Source organism: Methanobrevibacter sp., from assembly GCF_015062985.1.
GTDB lineage: Archaea > Methanobacteriota > Methanobacteria > Methanobacteriales > Methanobacteriaceae > Methanocatella.
Genome location: NZ_SUTI01000016.1, coordinates 22,160 through 41,166, shown reverse-complemented (window position 1 = coordinate 41,166; position 19,007 = coordinate 22,160). Strand labels below are relative to the sequence as shown.

General features: G+C 35.5%; 19 protein-coding genes and 1 pseudogene. 7 read left to right on the top strand and 13 right to left on the bottom strand.

Going from position 1 to position 19,007, the window contains the following annotated elements; all coding sequences use genetic code 11:
• From E7Z77_RS07755 to E7Z77_RS07730, 6 genes and pseudogenes are all read right to left on the bottom strand, one after another.
• Positions 1-89: pseudogene (locus E7Z77_RS07755) on the bottom strand (30S ribosomal protein S3ae); the annotation flags it as partial.
• A gap of 428 nt (positions 90-517) precedes the next feature.
• A complete protein-coding gene (locus E7Z77_RS07750; RefSeq protein WP_292752408.1) occupies positions 518-838 on the bottom strand; it encodes a NifB/NifX family molybdenum-iron cluster-binding protein in 321 nt (106 codons plus the stop codon).
• A 14-nt stretch (positions 839-852) separates the two neighbouring features.
• On the bottom strand, positions 853-1,608 hold the full coding sequence (gene mtnP, locus E7Z77_RS07745) for an S-methyl-5'-thioadenosine phosphorylase (protein WP_292752406.1): 756 nt from the start codon (positions 1,606-1,608) through the stop codon (positions 853-855).
• 4 nt (positions 1,609-1,612) lie between these two features.
• Positions 1,613-3,061: an RtcB family protein gene (locus E7Z77_RS07740; protein WP_292752403.1), complete on the bottom strand. Its 1,449-nt coding sequence runs from the start codon at positions 3,059-3,061 to the stop codon at positions 1,613-1,615.
• 112 nt (positions 3,062-3,173) lie between these two features.
• Positions 3,174-3,494, bottom strand: a complete 321-nt coding sequence (locus E7Z77_RS07735; RefSeq protein WP_292752399.1) for a hypothetical protein — start codon at positions 3,492-3,494, stop codon at positions 3,174-3,176.
• A 36-nt stretch (positions 3,495-3,530) separates the two neighbouring features.
• Positions 3,531-3,944 carry an archease gene (locus E7Z77_RS07730; protein ID WP_292752396.1) on the bottom strand — a complete coding sequence of 138 codons (414 nt, stop codon included), beginning with the start codon at positions 3,942-3,944 and terminating at the stop codon, positions 3,531-3,533.
• Between the two features lie 88 nt (positions 3,945-4,032).
• On the opposite strand from E7Z77_RS07730, the gene E7Z77_RS07725 reads away from it, so the two are divergent.
• Positions 4,033-4,212, top strand: coding sequence for a hypothetical protein (locus E7Z77_RS07725; RefSeq protein WP_292752393.1), 180 nt, complete (start codon positions 4,033-4,035; stop codon positions 4,210-4,212).
• 109 nt (positions 4,213-4,321) lie between these two features.
• On the opposite strand, the gene E7Z77_RS07720 is transcribed toward E7Z77_RS07725, so the two are convergent.
• From E7Z77_RS07720 to E7Z77_RS07710, 3 genes are all read right to left on the bottom strand, one after another.
• Positions 4,322-5,431 (bottom strand): ORC1-type DNA replication protein, encoded by a 1,110-nt coding sequence (locus tag E7Z77_RS07720; RefSeq protein ID WP_292752390.1) that lies wholly within the window; start codon positions 5,429-5,431, stop codon positions 4,322-4,324.
• 31 nt (positions 5,432-5,462) lie between these two features.
• Entirely contained in the window at positions 5,463-6,182 is a 720-nt protein-coding gene (locus E7Z77_RS07715) for a 6-hydroxymethylpterin diphosphokinase MptE-like protein (RefSeq protein WP_292752387.1), read from the bottom strand.
• Between the two features lie 63 nt (positions 6,183-6,245).
• Entirely contained in the window at positions 6,246-6,917 is a 672-nt protein-coding gene (locus tag E7Z77_RS07710; protein WP_292752383.1) for a DUF6198 family protein, read from the bottom strand.
• A 186-nt stretch (positions 6,918-7,103) separates the two neighbouring features.
• Between E7Z77_RS07710 and E7Z77_RS07705 the strand changes: the two genes are divergently transcribed.
• The 4 genes from E7Z77_RS07705 (at position 7,104) to E7Z77_RS07690 (ending at position 9,901) form a co-directional block, all read left to right on the top strand.
• Entirely contained in the window at positions 7,104-8,246 is a 1,143-nt protein-coding gene (locus tag E7Z77_RS07705) for an alanine--glyoxylate aminotransferase family protein (protein WP_292752380.1), read from the top strand.
• 392 nt (positions 8,247-8,638) lie between these two features.
• The gene (locus tag E7Z77_RS07700; RefSeq protein ID WP_292752377.1) at positions 8,639-9,058 is read left to right on the top strand and encodes a spore germination protein GerW family protein; all 420 of its coding nucleotides are present in this window, start codon (positions 8,639-8,641) and stop codon (positions 9,056-9,058) included.
• Positions 9,059-9,123: 65 nt separating this feature from the next.
• Positions 9,124-9,657 carry a DUF2953 domain-containing protein gene (locus tag E7Z77_RS07695; RefSeq protein ID WP_292752373.1) on the top strand — a complete coding sequence of 178 codons (534 nt, stop codon included), beginning with the start codon at positions 9,124-9,126 and terminating at the stop codon, positions 9,655-9,657.
• Positions 9,650-9,901: a hypothetical protein gene (locus E7Z77_RS07690; protein ID WP_292752370.1), complete on the top strand. Its 252-nt coding sequence runs from the start codon at positions 9,650-9,652 to the stop codon at positions 9,899-9,901. The genes E7Z77_RS07695 and E7Z77_RS07690 overlap by 8 nt, the downstream gene beginning before the upstream one ends.
• 2 nt (positions 9,902-9,903) lie before the next feature.
• On the opposite strand, the gene E7Z77_RS07685 is transcribed toward E7Z77_RS07690, so the two are convergent.
• Together E7Z77_RS07685 and E7Z77_RS07680 are read right to left on the bottom strand one after the other, a co-directional pair.
• Positions 9,904-11,436 carry a thiamine pyrophosphate-binding protein gene (locus E7Z77_RS07685; protein WP_292752368.1) on the bottom strand — a complete coding sequence of 511 codons (1,533 nt, stop codon included), beginning with the start codon at positions 11,434-11,436 and terminating at the stop codon, positions 9,904-9,906.
• A complete protein-coding gene (locus E7Z77_RS07680; protein ID WP_292752414.1) occupies positions 11,433-11,891 on the bottom strand; it encodes a deoxyuridine 5'-triphosphate nucleotidohydrolase in 459 nt (152 codons plus the stop codon). Before E7Z77_RS07680 ends, E7Z77_RS07685 begins: the two co-directional genes overlap by 4 nt.
• Positions 11,892-11,954: 63 nt before the next feature.
• On the opposite strand from E7Z77_RS07680, the gene dmpI reads away from it, so the two are divergent.
• On the top strand, positions 11,955-12,143 hold the full coding sequence (dmpI, locus tag E7Z77_RS07675) for a 4-oxalocrotonate tautomerase DmpI (RefSeq protein ID WP_292752366.1): 189 nt from the start codon (positions 11,955-11,957) through the stop codon (positions 12,141-12,143).
• A 14-nt stretch (positions 12,144-12,157) separates the two neighbouring features.
• Here dmpI and E7Z77_RS07670 read toward each other — a convergent pair whose 3' ends face one another.
• Both E7Z77_RS07670 and E7Z77_RS07665 read right to left on the bottom strand, forming a co-directional pair.
• Complete coding sequence (locus tag E7Z77_RS07670; protein WP_292752363.1) at positions 12,158-13,087, bottom strand: hypothetical protein; 930 nt, start codon at positions 13,085-13,087, stop codon at positions 12,158-12,160.
• 91 nt (positions 13,088-13,178) lie between these two features.
• A complete protein-coding gene (locus E7Z77_RS07665) occupies positions 13,179-16,148 on the bottom strand; it encodes an Ig-like domain-containing protein (RefSeq protein WP_292752361.1) in 2,970 nt (989 codons plus the stop codon).
• 1,086 nt (positions 16,149-17,234) lie between these two features.
• Here E7Z77_RS07665 and E7Z77_RS07660 point away from each other — a divergent pair.
• Positions 17,235-19,007, top strand: a complete 1,773-nt coding sequence (locus E7Z77_RS07660) for a DUF6020 family protein (RefSeq protein WP_292752358.1) — start codon at positions 17,235-17,237, stop codon at positions 19,005-19,007.

Below are 19,007 nucleotides of genomic sequence, written 5' to 3'. Positions count from 1 at the left end.
TCTTCAAAGTTCACTGGTGTTTTGATAGTATACCAGGATTTTTCTTTCCATGTATCACGTACTCTACGTCTTGCTTTTGCTTTTGCCATTATATCAACCGTTTAAAATTATATATTATATATTGTAATAGTTTAGCGTATCGCCATAAATTTTATAAAATACTCTCTAAATCAAGTATAACACATAAATTAAGCTGTAAAAATGATTTTAAACAAGTATACCTTTACAATACTTAATTTGAGTATTGTGAGTTATCCTCACTTTATTTAAAGAAAATATATTTAATTAAGTTTTATTTTTTAAAACCCGCCCATAAAGGTTATTATTAGTTATTTTACTCATGATATATAAAGATTATCAAAAATTCAAAAATAGTGTAAAATTTTCCCATATTGGAAAAATAATATTTTTTCTACAATATAACGAATAGAATATTAAAATGAACATATGGGCTCTAAATCAAAAATCAAGCCCAAAAAAAACAATTTTGAAAAATGTTTACAGATAACTGGAAAATTTAATTTTTCATGAAATTATAATGGTCAATATATTTTTGCAAAACCTCATCGATTGGACCTTCATCCATGACAAGCTTAATTCCTGCATCCTCAGCCTTTATTTTTGACTTGAAACCGAATTGAACAGAAATCAAAACATCACAGTCATGGCAAGTGGCAATAACCTTACCTCCCTGATGTTTTGCATCTTCGGATATTTCGACTTCCCTTTTTTCAACGAAATTCAAATCATCCTCATAATCATATACATATACGGATTTTCCTTTTCCAAGGTGCATATCCACATTTTCCCCATCAGATGAAACAACAGCCAAACGCATTCAAACACCCCAATTTATACTTCAGCACCATCCAATGCATGATGGCAGCTGCAATCATTATCGTCAATATTTTGTATAAAGTTATATATCAGCTCAAGAAGTTCCTTTTCCTTTTCAGCCACAATTTCGAAAACCTCATCGATTGTCAAAGCATTTTCTGAAATACCTGAAGCGTAATTTGATACAATGCATATTGAATTATAGCACATTTCCCTTTCACGCGCCAAGGTAACTTCAGGAAGTCCGGTCATTCCAACAAGGTCTCCTCCAAGCATTTTGAACATCCTAATCTCTGCAGGAGTTTCAAATCTCGGACCTTCGGTACAGACATAGGTTCCACCTAAAATCACATCACCGGATTTTGCCAGAACATCACGCAAATGTGGACAGTATGGTTCTGTTACGTCGATGTGGACAACCTTATCTTCAAAAAATGTTTTAGCCCTGTTCTGTGAGAAATCAAGAAAATCATCAGGAATGACAAATGATCCCGGAGGCATCTCCTCATTCATGGACCCGACAGAATTGGTGGCAATGACCTGTGTAACGCCAATGTTTTTTAAAGCGTCAATATTGGCCCTGAAATTGATTTTATGTGGCGGAATTGAATGGCCTGATGCGTGGCGAGGTATGAATGCAACCTTTTTGGAAAATATTTCAAGAATTGAAACCTCAACATCCCCGTAATCAGTCCTGACTAACTCCTTTGTGCATGAATCTGCCTTTTGGGTGATTTCATACACTCCGCTGCCGCCGATTATGCCAATCATACAATCATCCTTTGCAGACAGATAACGGCTTAACCTTTGCAACCAACTTTGCAATGCCTGTTGAGTCGGATACCCTAACTACACTGTCAACATCTTTATAAGCGCCAGGAGCTTCCTCTTCTATCACATGTTTGCTGGTAGCTTTGATTTTAATACCTTTTAATGCCAATTCATCAGTGATTTCATCAGCGTTGTATTGCTTTTTGGCTTTGGATCTGGACAGGACCCTTCCGGCACCATGAGCTGTGGAACCAAAGGTTTCTTCCATTGCGGTTTCAGTTCCATGCAATACGTATGAAGCTGTTCCCATAGTTCCCGGAATCAATACCGGTTGCCCTACAGCCCTGTATTTTTCAGGAACTTCTTCCCTGCCCGGACCGAATGCACGTGTTGCACCTTTTCTGTGAACCAAAACCTCCTCTTCACGATTATAGATTTTATGAGTTTCCATTTTAGCAATGTTATGGGCAACATCATAGACAATATCCATTTCCATTTCCTTTGCGGATTTTCCTAAAACATCTTCAAAGGTTTCACGAACCCAATGAGTCATCATTTGCCTGTTTGCCCATGCGTAGTTAGCGGCAGCTGCCATTGCCTGTATGTAATTTTGCGCCTCTTTGGAATCAAGCGGAGCACATGCCAGTTGCCTGTCATCAATGTTAATTTTGTATTTTTTATAAGCTTTATCCATTACCCTCAAATAATCTGAGCATATTTGGTGGCCGCACCCTCTGGAGCCTGAATGAATCATGATAACAATCATTCCCTTTTCAAGCCCGAATACTTCAGCCACTTCTTCGTTGTAAATTTCATCAACGACCTGGACTTCCAAAAAGTGATTTCCTGAACCTAATGAACCCAATTGAGGAATTCCTCTTTTTTTAGCTTTATCGGAAACAATGCTTGAATCAGCATCAATCATCCTTCCGTTCTCTTCCAAAACGTCCAAGTCTTCTGGCCATCCATATCCATTATTGACAGCCCATTCGGCACCATAATCCAATACGTCGTTGATTTCATCTTTTTCAAGTTTTATTTTACCTTTGCTTCCTACTCCTGAAGGGATATTCTTAAAGAGTTTTTCTGTAAGCTCATCCAATTTGTCTTCAATATCCTCAACTGTCAAATTGGATTTAATTAATCTGACGCCACAGTTTATATCAAATCCAACTCCTCCAGGGGAAACTATTCCATTTCTTAAGGCGAATGCTGCAACGCCCCCAATAGGAAATCCGTATCCGAAATGGATGTCCGGAAGCCCTATGGAATATCTTTGAACGCCCGGAAGGCAGGCAACATTGACGATTTGTTCGATTGCACCCTCTTCCAGTTCGTCGATATATTCATCAGCTATATAAAATCTTCCAGAAGCTCTCATCTGTTTGTTGAAAGATCCCGGAATCTCATAAACATTATCTTTAACCTTTTTTATTTCATCTTTGATACTCATAAAAATCACAAAATTATTATGTATTAATATATAGTAGTGGTGTTTAAATAAGGTTTTGGTAAAAATAGCAATATTTGATTAAAAATCTGCAAATCAATAAGATATAAAAAAATTATTTTCTGAATAATGCAGATACCCCTGCAATGAGCAGAAATATTGCACTCAGCACATTAATGTATGCGGAACCGACAATTACAAACATGGTTGCAATTATAAATCCAACACCTGCAACCTCACTGTTTGATCTGACATAATAGCTAGATGCCAATCCCAATATGGAAGCAAATATTGCCACTAAACCCAAAAATGGAGTGTGTATTTGCCCTAAATTTTCTAAAAATATCAAAAAAGAACCTGAAAAAATTCCGATTATTGAGCCTATAATGCCCATTATCATTTCAAAAGTTCTTGATACAGTTCTTGTCCTTTTCATATGATAATATATTTGTAGTTTTATATTATATATAATTTATAAATCAACAATCGCCTGAAGCTCAACAATATCTGCCTTAACGACATCCATCTTATGAAACGTTATCGCCTTTATTTCAGTTTTTCTCTCATGCTTATCCCAGTTGATTGCTTCACCTAGGATTTTAGCTTTAAGATGCAGGTCATCTGTGATTTCAACATGGAACTCACTGAACAGCATGAATTCTACTTCATGATAAAATAAAAGTTCCTCCAGATAGTCATAAAGCAGGGAAACCTCATCTTCAGATGTTAATTCAAATGATATTTCATTTATCGCATCAATATCATCAGTGTCGGAGATTATATTAAAAATAGCCAACCCTGCATTTTCAAAAGCTTCATTGAGGTTTTCACCATATGCCTTAAAGCCAATGTCTGCAGTTACATCAAAATACTCAAAATTTTTCATGAAATTACCTCAAAAATATTACTTTTCAAATGCTCTCTTACTCTTTTTTTATATTAGTCTTTTAACAATTTTAAATATAGTGATTAAAATGTTCGGAAATAAAGACACCACAATACAAGTAGATTTAAGAAAAAAAAGCAGTTTAAAAGACGAAATTATTTATAGCAATCTTGACATTCAATCTTGCATGGCAGTGCTTGCGGTAATAGCAGTAATGCTCATATCTGTTATTTCTGTTGTGGCTGCTCAAAATCCATATATAATATAGATGGATTTGATTATCTTTTAATACCAAACCCTTAGTTGCTACACTAGATTGCAGGCATGCCATGCAAAAAATCTAATGTTTGCATGAACTAAGTTCCATACAGGAAAAATTAGATCTCATAATCTTCAGGGTTAAAACGCAATATAATTTCTCGGGAATTTCCTCTAACCCCTTTTCCTGTATATTTGGTATCAATTAACCTTACGAATTCCAGTTTATCCAAAGTCCTATTGAAGGATGCGTAACTGGAGTTTGTTTTTTCTTTAAACATTTCAGCCAATTCACCAGCCTTACAAACCCCATCAAAGCTAACAATCATTTTCAAAAGATTCTTTTCAACGTCATTTAATGATTTTAATGTTTCACTGACATTGATTGAAACCAATGAATCGATTGCCTTGTCAAAATGTTCCTGAGTAATTTCACGGCTTGCATCAGCTTCAGCGATATTTCCGCATGACTTTAAAAGATTGATGCCTATACGCAAATCTCCATTTTCATGAGAATACATTGAAATCTGCTCCAGAATATCATCGCTTAAAACGTTTGGGAAAAATCCTGCCTTTACCCTATCCCTTAGGATATCTTCTATTTCTGAATATGTGTAAAGCGGGAAGTTTATTTCTTGAGGAATGAATACTGTATTGACATTCTTGTCAAATGCGTATTTAAATTCTAAATCAGACAAGATTGCAAAGATGGATGTTCTAACACCAGGATACTCTTCATATGCTCTTAATATATCATAAAATACTTTATTAGCAGTATTGGATTGGAACAGATAATTGACGTCATCCAATGCAATGACAAGGGATTTTTCATTCTTTTGAAGATTCTGCATGATTTGGTCATAGATTCTGGAAAAGGGAACACCATTCTCCGGCGGGATATGCCCAAAGATTTTTTTGAATATCTGTGAAAATATTCCAAAACGAGTGGTGTGGAGTTGACAGTTAATATAAACGCATACTACCTTTTCTGTGTTTTTTTCAACAAGTTCAAATACTTTTCTAATCGCGGTTGTTTTGCCTGTTGCAGGTGATCCTAAAACTATTGCGCTGGAAGGCTGGCCTCCCCTCATTGCAGGTCTTATTGACATTGCCATTGCTTCCATCTGCGTATCCCTAAAATTATAATTTGGAGGCACATAATCCGGATCAAAAGCATTTATGTTTTGAAAAAGACTTTCATCATACATTAAGATATCTTCGATTCCCATGTTATCTACTTTATATAAACTATTATAAAATTTATTCTATCAGATTGATTATTTCAACAGCTTCGTTTTCCTTTATCCAGTTGGTGAATTTTTCAGCATACATCAACTTTTTCTTTTTGAAATCATCGGCTTTTGCAGTTTTAGATGGTAAATTTGGCCTTGAATACTGAGTTACGATGTCTCCAAAGTCCATTCCTGCCAAAGTAATTTCAGATGCTCCTAAAGCAACTGCCAAAAATAATGCCCTATCACCGTCAGTGAATCCTCCAAAATTGTAGAGGTTTCCAATAGGCTGTGCCTGAGTTGTTCCGAGCACATTGTTGAAAAATGATGTTAAAGAAGCTATTTTGTCAATGTTATGCCCGTGTGCATGGACTACAATGTTTGCCCCTCTTATGTTTGCCAGAAGGATATCATCAATATTTCCATCCAAATCGGTGGCTACAATATCCGGAGAAATTCTCTCTTCAATCATTGCTGTTGTTGCCCCATCAGCGGAAACCAACACATAATCTGTTAAATCATAATCCTCCTTAAGCAGCTGGATATGTTCTTTTAATGAAGGTCCTGCGCCGAATACGATGAACTTGTCTGAAAATCCCACAATCTGTGACAGGTCATCCAATGTAAGGCATCCTTCAGTGGACAATATTTCATCCAACAGTTTTGCTGATTCCTCATCATCGTTTCTTGAAAATCCGAAATCGTCAAGTATTTCCTTATAATATTTTTCCCAAAGTCCAAATTCCATATCTAAACCTCACTAATAATATTTTGGCCATTATAAATTATAAAATTTATTGTCAGTATGAAATTACTTATGGACAACCTGAATTTCACGGCCTGTGATATGCTTATAGATGTTTGAAATTTGCCTTAATGTAAATCCGACAAAGAAAGCGGACATTATTGTTCCGATATATACCGCACCGAATATGTTTGTATACCATAACCAGCACATTAGCAATGCCAATGTTACTATGAGTGCATCAAACCCTATCTTTACTGATGAAAATCTCCATCCTGTTACAATTGCAATAGCTTCAACACATCCTTCGCCCGGAAGCGGCGCTATATTTGACGGCAGGTAAATGAATATCCCTAAAGCAATTAGGAAAATGCTTAAAACCAGATAGACACAGCACATCAAAGCTGATGCATCGAATGGGATAAATGATACGAAATACATGGCCACATCCGTGAAATAACCGAATACAATACAATTGATCAGCTGCAGCAGTCTTTTTTTATTGAACTGTGAGCGTAAAATTAGAAACTGGACCAATATCAGTCCTGCATTAAATAAAAATGTGGTTAATCCAATACTCATATCAGTGATTAACGCCATTGCATAAGCCATGGAGCTTATGGGAGTTGTTCCAAGTGTTGAATTGATTGAAAATGCCACACCGAATGACATTACGAACAACCCGAAAACAAATGTAAAAATCCTTTTGAATGTAAGTTCTTCCCCATTAAATTGCATATACTATCATATTCGTTTGCATTGTTTAAAAAAGTTATTCTGATTTTAAACATTCCACTAAAACGTGTTATGATATTTTCAGATAATTGAATGAAATACCAATATTGAAAATATTTAATAAGTATAAAAATTAAAGATATATATGGCTTAAAAGTAAGCAAATTTTTACACAATTGGAGGAATTGAATGAACGATATCTTATTAATGCTCCCTGGTCCGACAACAGTGCACCCAAGAGTGCTCAGTGCAATGTCACAAGCTGTTGTAAACCACAGAAGCGCTAAATATGGTGAAATTTTAACTGAAACTACTGAATTAATGAGTAAAGTTTTCCAAACCCCAAATAATTCTTATTTATTAACTGGATCTGGAACTGCTGCAATGGAAGCAGGTATTGCAAATACCGTAGCTCCTGGAGAAAAAATGTTAAATGTTGTAGGTGGAAAATTCGGAGAACGTTTCATGAAAATAGCTCAGACTCATGGAATTGATGCACAAGAATTAGCAGTCGAATGGGGAACTGCAGTAACACCTGAAGCAGTTGAAGAAGCCTTAGAAGCAGATGAAGACATTAAAGCAGTAAGTGTAATCCACAATGAAACTTCCACCGGTGTAGCAGCACCTATTGAAGAAATCGGTAAAGTAATGAAAAATTATGATGCATTATACATCGTAGATACCGTATCCTCTCTTGGAGGAGATTACGTGGATGTTGAAAAATTCGGAATTGACGTTTGTCTTACCGGATCTCAAAAATGTTTGGCTGCACCTCCTGGAATGGCAGCAATTACCTTAAGCGATGACGCTTGGGCTGCAGTTGACAAAGTAGAAACCAATACATTCTATTTAGACTTGAAAGCTGCAAGAAAAAGCGGAGACAAAGTCCCTCCTGAAACTCCATACACCCCATCCGTTTCACTTACCTATGCAATGAATGAAGCGTTGAAGATTGTTATGGAAGAAGGACTTGAAGAAAGGGTTGCACGTCACCACAAAGCTGCTAAAGCTAGTGTAGCTGCCGTTAAAGCATTAGGTTTAGAATTATTCGCTGATGAAGCTGTATCCTCTGCAACCGTAACTGCAGTTAAAATGCCTGAAGGTGTTAGCGATGCTGATTTCAGAGGAACTACCCGTGACAAATACGGTGTAGAATTGGCTGGTGGACAAGACCACTTGAAAGGAAACATTTTCAGAATAGGACACATGGGAAATATTTCCTACAAAGAATTGGTCCAAACCTTTGCCGCAATAGGCATGACCTTAAAAGGTTTAGGCGTAATTGAAGATGCAGGTGCCGGTGTGGCATCCATCGCAGAATCATATTTATGATTCTCTTTTTTTCTTTTTTTTGTTTTGAAGGAATAGTTATAAGTTAGAAGTGGCATATTTTTTACAAGAATTTTTGCGGTATAAGTTATAAGTAATGTATTTTTTACATGAAAATTTTTTGAGTATAAGTTATAAGTAAAATATTTCTTACATCAATTTTAGTTATAAGTTAGAAGTTACACTTGAAATGCACGTCTTGATTTGTGAGTTGTAAGTTATAAGTTACACTTGAAATGCACCTCTCGGAAAATAAGAAGTTATAAGGAAAAAGTTACACTTGAAACTTATGTCTCAATATTAAAAAAAGTAATACTGGTGAATGCAGACAGTAACACTAAAAATATTTTAAATACAAACAACATATATAATATAACAAATAGGATGTGAAAACTATGTCAGATAATATTAAAACAACTGTTGAAGAATTACGCAAACTCATTAGTGTTGATAATGTAATCGGTACCCCAATCGAAACCGAAGATAAAATTTTAATTCCTGTAATGAGAATGGGAGTTGGATTTGGTGCAGGCGAAAGCCTTTTCGGTAATGAAGGCAGCGATGCAGCCGGAGCAGGAGCAGGTGTGGAACCTATTTCAATGGTTATGCTCCCTAAAAAAGGAAATGATGCTGAAGGAGTACGTGTCCTTAACTTAAGCAAAGGAAGTGAAACAAACAAGGCATTATCAGATTTAGGTTTAGTAATAACTGACTTGGTCAAAAGTTATATGGGATCACAAAAAGATGAATACTACGATGAATCCGAGTACATCGAACCTGAATTTACAACCACTGATAGTGAAACAGAAGAATAGGAAACTACTCTATGTTAAACATCCTAGGGATGATTATTCTAATAATCATCTTATTCATTATTATTTTGCTTTATATTGGAGTTAGAATAGCTCTGATATATGATAAGAAAGGTAGTGAACTGAAAGGATGTTTGAAAATACTTATTTTAAAAAAAATCAAGATTTATTCTATCGATTTTCCATCACAGGATAAAGACGAGGAAGAGGAAGAAGAAGATGAAAGTGATGAGAAAAAAGATGGGGATATGAAAAAGATATTTGAATTGGCCAAACCTTGTTTTGAAGACTTTAAGATATTCTTAAAATCATTCGTAAAATGCATTAAAATTAAAAAGCTTAGAAATCATCTTATTTTTGGTCTTGACTCCTATGCAGATACCGCACAATACATCGGATACATTTGGGGACTATTTATAATCGTAAACGATGCTCATGAAAATGCAAGGCTGAGTGCGGAACCAAGTTTTAACGGAAGCGTATTGGATGCGGAAGGAATTAATGAGCTTGACATCAATATTTTAAAATTGATTCCTCCAATTGTTAGACTGATTTGCAAAAAGGAAGTTCGAACATTAATCCGGGGTGTTATGAATGGATGATATCAAAGAGTTCATTGAAGATACATTCGGTATCAAAAAAATTAAAGAATATGACTTCCGCCAAATATGTGGATTTACATTTGTCTTTGAAAGTGACATAATCTGCATAAAAGAGAAAGTTTCATCCGCATCAATAAATCCTGTCGGAATAATATATGAAGAAAATGGTGAATTTTATTTCACACCCCTACATGAAACAGTCGAAATAGAGGAAGTTATTAAAGCTTATGTGAAGACCCTTTAGAATCATTCCGGAAGTGGAATATTTTCGCTTCGAACAACAACTTCCACAACAAGAGGTCCTGACAAATCCTTTTGAAGCAACAGTTCCAAATCATCAAGATTATCGACTCTTGCACCATCAATGCCATAACTTGATGCCAACTTTGCAAAGTTGGGATTATTTAACCTGACCTGATAAGGTTTCATATCATAAAACTCTTCCTGCCACTGGCGAATGATGCCATACTCCGAATTGTTTAAAATGAAGATGACAATGTCCAGGTTGTTTTCCCTTATTGTTGCCAATTCCTGAATGTTCATCTGAACGTCACCATCACCATTGATGACAATGATCTTTTCACCTGTTGCAATACTTGCCCCGATAGCTGCAGGAAGACCATAACCCATCGGTGCCATCGCACCTGAAAACAATAGCTGGCCAGGTCTTTTGGATTTTTTCAGAAGTGATGTCCAGGTGGTATGGGACCCTGCATCTGAAACAATGATGTTGTCATCGAATCTCTCCAAAATTCTTTTGATTGCAGCCTGCGGTTTTAAGTCATCATCCAAACCTTCAAATTCCCTGGAATTATCTATTTTTAAAATATCCTCAATCCAGTTGCTTTCAGAGAATCTGATTTCAGAGAGGAAATCCTGAACCTTCCCATGGATAGGATACTTTCCAACCAGAACATCCTTGTTGATGTTAACATGAATCAGATTATCGGGAACATCCTGCAGTGTTCTTTCAGATGCCTTAATGCCCAGTGCGATGATGCAGTCTGAATTTTCAAATGCGTATCTTGCCCTTGGAGTTGAGCGTATTCCAACCAGACCCAAGTTAAGAGGGTTGTCCTCTGAGATGATACCTTTCGCGTGAAATGTTGTGGTTACAGGAATGTGATATTTTTCTGCAATTTCCTGAATCAGTTCCCTTTGGGTTATTGCACCTGCACCTAAAATAAATAATGGCTTTTGGGAACTGTCAATAAGCTTCTGGGCTTCGCCAATCTTTGATAAATCGTCTTCACACAGATAACATAAATCAAAATCATTGAAATCCTCTTCTAAAAGAACATCCTTTGACAGGTTAATGTGGATAGGTCCCTTTGGAATTGTTTTAAGCTCATAGATTGCAGCCCTTAAAACATACATTGCCTCTGTCCCATTCAGCGGACTGTATGAAGCTCTTGTAATGTGTCTGAAAATGTCCACCTGCGGAGTTGACTGGAAATGGTCAGTGTTTCTGTACTTCAATTCGTTGTCACCTGTAATGACCAGAATCGGGATGTTGTCCTTGAATGCTGTGGCTAGAGCCATTGTAAAATTCAAAGCTCCGGGGGATGCTGTTGAAATGCAAACGCCTATTTTACCGCTTGCCCTATAATATCCGTCGGCCGCATGCGCTGCCGCCTGCTCGTGCCTTGTCAGGACATGACTGATGCCTGAAGCTGACAATGCCTTGTAAAGGGGCATTATTTGCTCGCCCGGAATTCCGAAGACCTCCTCAATGCCTTCCTCTTCCAGTATTTTAACGAAATTGTCCGCCACATTCACTCTTCCACTTCCTGATATGAACCGTCATATTCGCCTGAACCTTCAACAGGAAATACTACTGCCTGCGCAATCCTGTCTCCTGATTTGATTTTATAGTCATATTCACCATGATTGTAAATCATGAACATCAATGTTCCGTAAAATCCGGGATCGCCCACCGCAGTCTGAACTGAAATAAATGACCTCAGAAGTGTTGAGCGGGGAAGATAAAGCATAGTATATCCCTTGGGTATCTTGATTTTCCTTTTAATACTTGCAAGATATGCAGTATGTGGCTTTAGGGTGTAGATATCCCCTTCAAGCTCTTCAATTTCAGGCAGATTCTTTTCATTGTCAATGAGTGACCCGCCACTTTTTTGAACGTATATCCTATCCAATTCCAAATCAATTCCGGAAGGCTGCACCAAATCAGCGAAATCCGGAAACAGCTTAACAAGTTCTTTTTCACCAAGCATCATATCAAAACCTTTTAATAATCTATTTATATAATCTATGTAATAAATTTAAATGGTGATAAAATGCCTGTAATAACAATAGCTGGAAATGACGGAATTAGTATTGAAAAGAAAAGAGAAATGGTTAAAAAAGTATCTGAAGTTGTAGCTGATGCATACGACTTGCCTATTGAAGCTATAACCGTGCTGGTCCAAGCTTATCCAAAGGAAAGCATTGGAGTGGCTGGTGGACTTTTAAGCGATAGGGAATAGCTAATATTCCTTATCTAATCTATTTTTTTATAATGCTCATCATCCATCTTTTCGATGAGGTTCATTTCAATCAAATCATCGATGTTTCTTAAAATCTTTTTGTCGAAATTTTTGGATTTGTATCTTATCAGCGACCTTTTGATTTCATCAAGTGAAGTGCTTGAACCGATTGCATCATAGACGCTTTGCTGAAACGGAGTCAGATTAAAAATGATGTCATCCAATGGTGATGATGCACCTTCAAAAGACCATACATCATCTTTTGTCTTTACATTGAACTGCATTTCCAAATCGGGGATGCTGTCCTTTAACAAATCAAGGTGAGGATGGTTTGCAAGGCCGAACTTGTGCTTTGATATTTCAGCCAGAAACTTTTCATAGGATTCGCTTAGGTTCACGTCATCTTTTGAATCATATGAATCGATGACATATACATTATCGTCAATGACCCTTATAACCTTGTATGTTTCTGTCTCATCGTCAAGTTCGATTTCACTGAATTCATTGACGTTCCAGTTATGGTCCAGAAGAAAGTTTCTCACAAACTGCGCATCGGAGAGACTGTCATAATAGCCGAAGATATAGTCATCACCCGCAATCTGCTTTTTGATTACATAAGTGTCAAAGACCTTTGTTATGTTCAGGCCATATCTTGAATTGTTAGGGTTTCTGATTTTGTTTTTGGTGAGTCTTTCTATAGTTTCATCGTCCGGTGCGACATTGAACCTGGCCAGAAGATGCACCTTTTCATCAATGACTGCTAAAACCAGATGGCTGTCATCTTTTCTGATGCTTTTGGGAATTTGATTCAAATCCCAATCTGTTTTAATCAATAAGTCCCTGATAAAAATAGCATCTTCCAAATCTGTGATTTTAGCATAGATTTTCGAACTTTTAACAATATTATATGAGTTTTTGTTGTTACGGATGTATTTTTCGGACATTGTATTTACTCTAAATCTTTATAGATAGTTTTATCTGATTAAAGATTTAAATATATTTGAAAAAAAGAAGAAAAAATAGAGATGTTGATCTCTATTTTATTGTAATTGAACGTGTGGCAGACCATGAGTAATAGTACTCATCCCCTGCATAGGATGTAGTAAGTGTATAAGTGCCTGCTGCCAGGTCAGGCAGGGTATATGTTGCCTCACCATCAACAATTTTTGCAGTGTATTTCACTTTGTTTATGGTAAAGATTATATTGCCCGTAGCATTTTTGGATATCTTAGCTGTTAGAACTGTTTTTCCGTTTTCAGTTGTCTTGAAAGTGGAAAGAGTAGGATAAGACTTGCCTAAATAGAATGATGTTTCTTTTGTCTGGGCATTATAGTTTGTATTTCCTGCATAATGCACATTCACATAGTAAGTTCTATATAAAGTAAGGTTTTGAAGATTTGGAACTGTATATGTGGCTACACCGTCTACAATCTTGACCCTTTCAGTGTTAATGTTAGGATTGCTTTTGTCTGAAAGAATGAAACGTACAAATCCGTTGACTGTATCATCATACATGTTAACGTTGACAGTCACATTCTCAGCAATTCCATGATTATTGATAACAACTGAATTGATTGGAGTCCTTTTGACTATGTAGAAGAAATCCTTGATGGTCTGTGCCTTATAGTGGACATTACCCGCATAGTATATATGCAGATTATACTTGCCGAAATCAAGTCCCGGTATGGAGCGGATTGCGGATCCGTTTTCAATATGGATTTTATCCGTAATGATTGCGGTATGGTTTTCATCTGAAAGGGTAAACCATATGTTACCGTTGACATTATTTACCTTAACATTAATGGTGGTATTCTCACCTATGCACTTATTGATAACTTCAACAGAGCTGATTGGGGTTTTCTTAATCACTTCAAAAGTACGTTTAAGGGTCTGATTGGAATAATGGACATTTCCGGCATAGTATATATGCAAGTAATATTTACCTAAACCGAGATTGGAAATGTTACGAGTGGCCACACCATTTTCAATATGGATCTTATCTGTTATAAGCTTGGTTTTGTTCTCATCGGAGATTGTAAACCATATATTACCATTGATGTTGGTATCTACCATATGAACACGGATAGTTGCATCATCACCATAATAACTGGATGAAGTATAATAATCAGTAGATGAAAGTATACCCGCCCCAGAAATAGGCATTCTCTTACTTACATTCAAGAAGATTGATTTAGTTTGAGCATTAAAACCAGCACTGCCCGCATAGCTCACAGTAATTTCATTCAAACCAAGATTTAAAACACCTAATGAAATTTCTAATGAATAAGAATCATCAATTTTAACCTTTTTAGTCACGCCATTGAAAGTGACTGCAAAATTGCCTGGCACATTAGCATATACCTTATAAATTTTTAGTGTGGACTCTTTACCAGTATATTCAAAATTTTGTACTTTTTTGGAATCAGAAACATACCCCGGAACAATATAAATAGATTCAATCGGATTTTGTTTAACAATTTTAAAAGAAAGTGATACATTTTGGGCATTAAATCCCGCACTACCGGAATAGCTCACCTTAATATCATAAGAACCTGCAGTTAAAACACCTAAAGTAATATAATTACTAGATGCCTTAACCTTTTTAGTCACACCATTAATAGTGACATGGAAATTGCCCGGCACATTACCTGCCTTTGAAATCCAAAATGTGGAATTCTGACCAGTATATTTAACATTTTTATTATTACTGTCAGAACCAACATAAGGCTGACTAACATAAATCTCATTAATTGGATTTGCTTTAACCACTTTAAAGGAAATTGATTTGTTTTGGGCTTTGAAAAATTCATTTCCAGGATATTTGGCTTCAACATTATGTGATCCTATGTTAAAAACGCCTAAAGGAACATTAAAATAATACCCATAACCATAATCAGCCCAATAGGAATCATAATTATAAGATACTGATGACAAATCAATTTTTTGAGTAACACCATCAACTGTAATCTCAATATTTCCAGATATCTTAGTACTAATCATATAAACTCTAAGTGTATCCTTTTCACCAGTATATTTAATCTGTCTGCCTGATGTGTGAATATATCCCGGAGTAAGTTCAAGAAGCCCAATTGGATTTCCACTAACTACTGTAAAAGATAATGTCTTTGTTTGAGTCTTGAAATTCTCATTTCCTGCAAAATGGACTTTAATCTCATGAGCACCTAAATTTAAAACATCTAAAGGGACTCCTGTACTAGTATAATAAGTATCTATTTTAATCTTTTGATTTACACCATCAACTGTAACATCCCAATACCCTGATAATAGATAATAACTTCTAATGATACTCAACTGTGAAGATTGATTCTTATATTCAAGCTGTTTGCCAGAAGAAAACTCTCCCCAAGGGGAAACTCTTAAAGGGTGTGAAGAATAAGAATTAAAAGGACTTTGCTTATTTATCACTAAATCATAATTCAAATCTTGAGTTTCATAGTCTGCACTTCCGGCATAACGAACCTGAAGCTTATAGGTTCCGGCATTTAATAAATCAGAAAAATAAAATTCCAAGTAGGACTTAGATATCTGGAGTTTTTTTGTCACACCGTTCAGTGTTACTTGCACATTACCCTTTGCAGCACTGTCAACATAGACTTTAATTGTAGGACGGTCACCATAATAATATGCAGTTTTATCAAAAGTAACTGATTTAATCGCTGTTTTTTTATCTGCAACTAATGAATCATCTTTTTCATCAATAGTGAGAGTTTTATTAATTTCAATATCACTTTCGAGGGATTCATCATTTTCATAATCGTTATCCAAATTCAATGTATTTTCACTGGCATTGTCTGCCAAACTTCGCAGTTCAGAAAGATCGCCAGCAGTTTTTTCAACAGCATTCTCATCTGCAGAATCTACAGATAAATCCTCACTGACATACTCTGCACTTAGAACATCATCAGTGTTGTCCGTAATGTTTTCGTCGGCCGCACTTGCAGCCCCAAATGTTAAGATAGCAAGTAAAAATATACAAGCTACCATTACTTTATTAAATTTCAAAGTAATTACTTCCCTTAAATTAATAATTTATGTATAATTGATATAGATTTTTATCAAACGATATATATATAATTAATTTGTGAAAATTACTGACAAAATATATCATGCAGATCATTTTAAAAATGCCTGATTCCATCACCCGGCAATTTTCCCACAGCATTATTTTTAATGATTAGTGAGAGGTGCATTTCAAGTGTAAAGGCTTGCAATTAATGATTTTTAAAAATAAGACAGAATAGAATGCTTAATGCTTTAATAAGTCCAATTTAGATTATTAAAATTTTAAATCATCAAATATGAAAGATTATTTTTCAAAATCGAAAATGTGCGAAAAAATACAAGTTACTGGGAGTTAAATTTCTTACAATAATCGCCAAATATATCGTTATAATCTAATCAATTAATCAATTACCCTTTTTTTAAGATATTGAAATCAGCTATATATTAATACATTCCACCATCCCTTTTTTGAAGCTTTTTAGTGAAAAAAAGAAAATTTCAAAAATGGCAATTTCTGCCCAATTCTATAATTAAAATATTGATAAAAATAGCTGAACAATCGAATTTTTAAGTAATTTTAAAATATGAATTCCAAATTCCCCCAAAAGTTGCCAAAATGACGATTTTTCAAATGAAAAATATGATCCTCATTTTAAATTGCCGACAAAGAGCATTTATGCAAAATGTCGATGTGAACCCCTTATCCTTCAAAATCACCACCCTCGACTCCCGAAGTATTAACGAAATATCGAAAATTCAAATTCAAAAATCAAAAGTTTCCGGATTGATGAATGAGACATGACACAGTAAAATTTAAAAAAAGTGAGAAAAATTAAAAGAAAAAAATGATTTTAATGGTTTTTTAAATAGTTACAGTAAAAAAAATTTTTTCTAGAAATTGAAAAATTGGAAATGGATTTGAAAAATCTCCCCTAATATTCGGCCAAATCAAAAAAAGTAATAAGGTGATTTGAGTTTAAAAACTTTAAGTGAAAAAATACCGATGTGCAAAAAAAATTGACAAAAATTAAGAACATATTTATTTAACATATTACTATAATTATTATCATGAATATTAATGGGGATAATAAAAATAGGATAGGTGCATTTAAAAAGTCGAATTTTGTGAAGGATTTGATAATCTTCATGATCCCGGTTGTAATATTTCTTTTTTACCTTTATGTTTATAATCCGGGAATATTAACTGTTGATTCGTATAGTCAGCTTCATCAAATAGCTACAAAGCAGTATACGAATTGGCATCCGTTTTTCCATACGCTGATTGAAAAGGCATGTATCAAGATATATCCAAATCCAATGTCCATTTGCGTTCTTCAGATTCTAACATTTTCAACAATGTGGACAATCATCTGCAGAACCTTCAGGGACAATGATGCCGGCTTCGATAAGGTATTCATCATACAGGCCATAATCACACTGGCAATCAGTTTGATTCCAATCAATGCAATATACTCAATCACACTTTGGAAAGACATCCTATTCAGTTATTTCATGATGTTCTTATGTTTCATGGTCTATCAATTGCTAAGAAAAAAATGCAATGTGAGCTATGCCTTTGCAATCATATTATCCATAGTTATGGCTTTTGTTGCCCAACTTAGACCAAATGGTATTATTATTATCCTAATAATGCTTGTCCTGCTTGCAATATACCTTTACAGAAACAATAAGGATAAGAAATTATATATTCTTGTGCCTGCACTGACAATCGTCTTAATATTGCTGATTGCTTCATTGAATGTGGCATTCGATGTCGAAGACAACCAGAAGGATGCGGTATTTACAAAAGTTTCACATATGCTGGCGAATTATGATATGAATCTTGACATAAGCAAGGAAGACAAAACACTGATACACTACCTGATAGATGAAAGCTCAATCAAGTCCAAATATCAGCCTACATATTCGGATCCGATATGGGGAGCGGCGAATGAACAGGTATTCAAGCATAATAAGGCCACATATATAGCAATGGCAATCAAATATTCCTTGGCAAATCCTCTACACTTCCTAAAATACATAGCAAGTTCCTCACCAATAGTCTGGGACATTACAAGGGATGCCAACTGGGTCGGTACAGTATACAAGACAGACATAAACAATGCGAACAGATTCTTCTACTCAAACAATGTAACCCCTGCATCAAAATATGACGGAATGGTTGCAAGACATTCAGGAAGTCCTGAATATGCTGTCCTTAACAAGTTTGCATATGACGTTAAAGACAATACCATTACAGATACCCTGTTTGACAGCCCTGCACTGTATATGTATCTGGCAATAATCCTGATGGTTGCAATACATGTCCTTACCAGATCCAAGGATATCTATGTTGCATATATACCAAATCTATTGAACATTATCCTCGTGCTGTTCTCAACACCTATCCAGGACAACAGATACCTATATCCTAACCTGCTGGTAGCTTACTTACTGATAATCATCCTGATTTGGGCAATCGCAAATAGAAACACAAATCCTCCTGCTGTAACCAGAATAACAGACGATGAAGACCTTCCAAATGACAGCAGATTTTATATTGAAGGAAGCTACACCCATGAAGAGGCTCCTCTGGACAACGGAAACTACAAGGAACTTCTTAAAAAGAAGGACACATCAGGCAAAATATCCGAAGAAAGCTACACCCACAAGGAAGTGCCTAGGGAGCAGAATGATTCTGAAAAAGCGCCTGAAGAAAACATTAGCCCTAAAAAAGTTGCAGACATACCTGAAGATGAAACTCCTGAAGAAATGGAAGCAAGAATTAGGGCCAAGGTATTAAGAGAACTGGAAATGGAAGAAAATAACCGTGATGAATGA

Coding starts and splice junctions, on each gene's coding strand:
- E7Z77_RS07750 (WP_292752408.1), bottom strand. CDS start 838: ATGCGTTTGGCTGTTGTTTCATCTGATGGGGAAAATGTGGATATGCAC.
- mtnP (WP_292752406.1), bottom strand. CDS start 1,608: ATGATTGGCATAATCGGCGGCAGCGGAGTGTATGAAATCACCCAAAAG.
- E7Z77_RS07740 (WP_292752403.1), bottom strand. CDS start 3,061: ATGAGTATCAAAGATGAAATAAAAAAGGTTAAAGATAATGTTTATGAG.
- E7Z77_RS07735 (WP_292752399.1), bottom strand. CDS start 3,494: ATGAAAAGGACAAGAACTGTATCAAGAACTTTTGAAATGATAATGGGC.
- E7Z77_RS07730 (WP_292752396.1), bottom strand. CDS start 3,944: ATGAAAAATTTTGAGTATTTTGATGTAACTGCAGACATTGGCTTTAAG.
- E7Z77_RS07725 (WP_292752393.1), top strand. CDS start 4,033: ATGTTCGGAAATAAAGACACCACAATACAAGTAGATTTAAGAAAAAAA.
- E7Z77_RS07720 (WP_292752390.1), bottom strand. CDS start 5,431: ATGGGAATCGAAGATATCTTAATGTATGATGAAAGTCTTTTTCAAAAC.
- E7Z77_RS07715 (WP_292752387.1), bottom strand. CDS start 6,182: ATGGAATTTGGACTTTGGGAAAAATATTATAAGGAAATACTTGACGAT.
- E7Z77_RS07710 (WP_292752383.1), bottom strand. CDS start 6,917: ATGCAATTTAATGGGGAAGAACTTACATTCAAAAGGATTTTTACATTT.
- E7Z77_RS07705 (WP_292752380.1), top strand. CDS start 7,104: ATGAACGATATCTTATTAATGCTCCCTGGTCCGACAACAGTGCACCCA.
- E7Z77_RS07700 (WP_292752377.1), top strand. CDS start 8,639: ATGTCAGATAATATTAAAACAACTGTTGAAGAATTACGCAAACTCATT.
- E7Z77_RS07690 (WP_292752370.1), top strand. CDS start 9,650: ATGGATGATATCAAAGAGTTCATTGAAGATACATTCGGTATCAAAAAA.
- E7Z77_RS07680 (WP_292752414.1), bottom strand. CDS start 11,891: ATGCTTGGTGAAAAAGAACTTGTTAAGCTGTTTCCGGATTTCGCTGAT.
- dmpI (WP_292752366.1), top strand. CDS start 11,955: ATGCCTGTAATAACAATAGCTGGAAATGACGGAATTAGTATTGAAAAG.
- E7Z77_RS07670 (WP_292752363.1), bottom strand. CDS start 13,087: ATGTCCGAAAAATACATCCGTAACAACAAAAACTCATATAATATTGTT.
- E7Z77_RS07665 (WP_292752361.1), bottom strand. CDS start 16,148: ATGGTAGCTTGTATATTTTTACTTGCTATCTTAACATTTGGGGCTGCA.
- E7Z77_RS07660 (WP_292752358.1), top strand. CDS start 17,235: ATGAATATTAATGGGGATAATAAAAATAGGATAGGTGCATTTAAAAAG.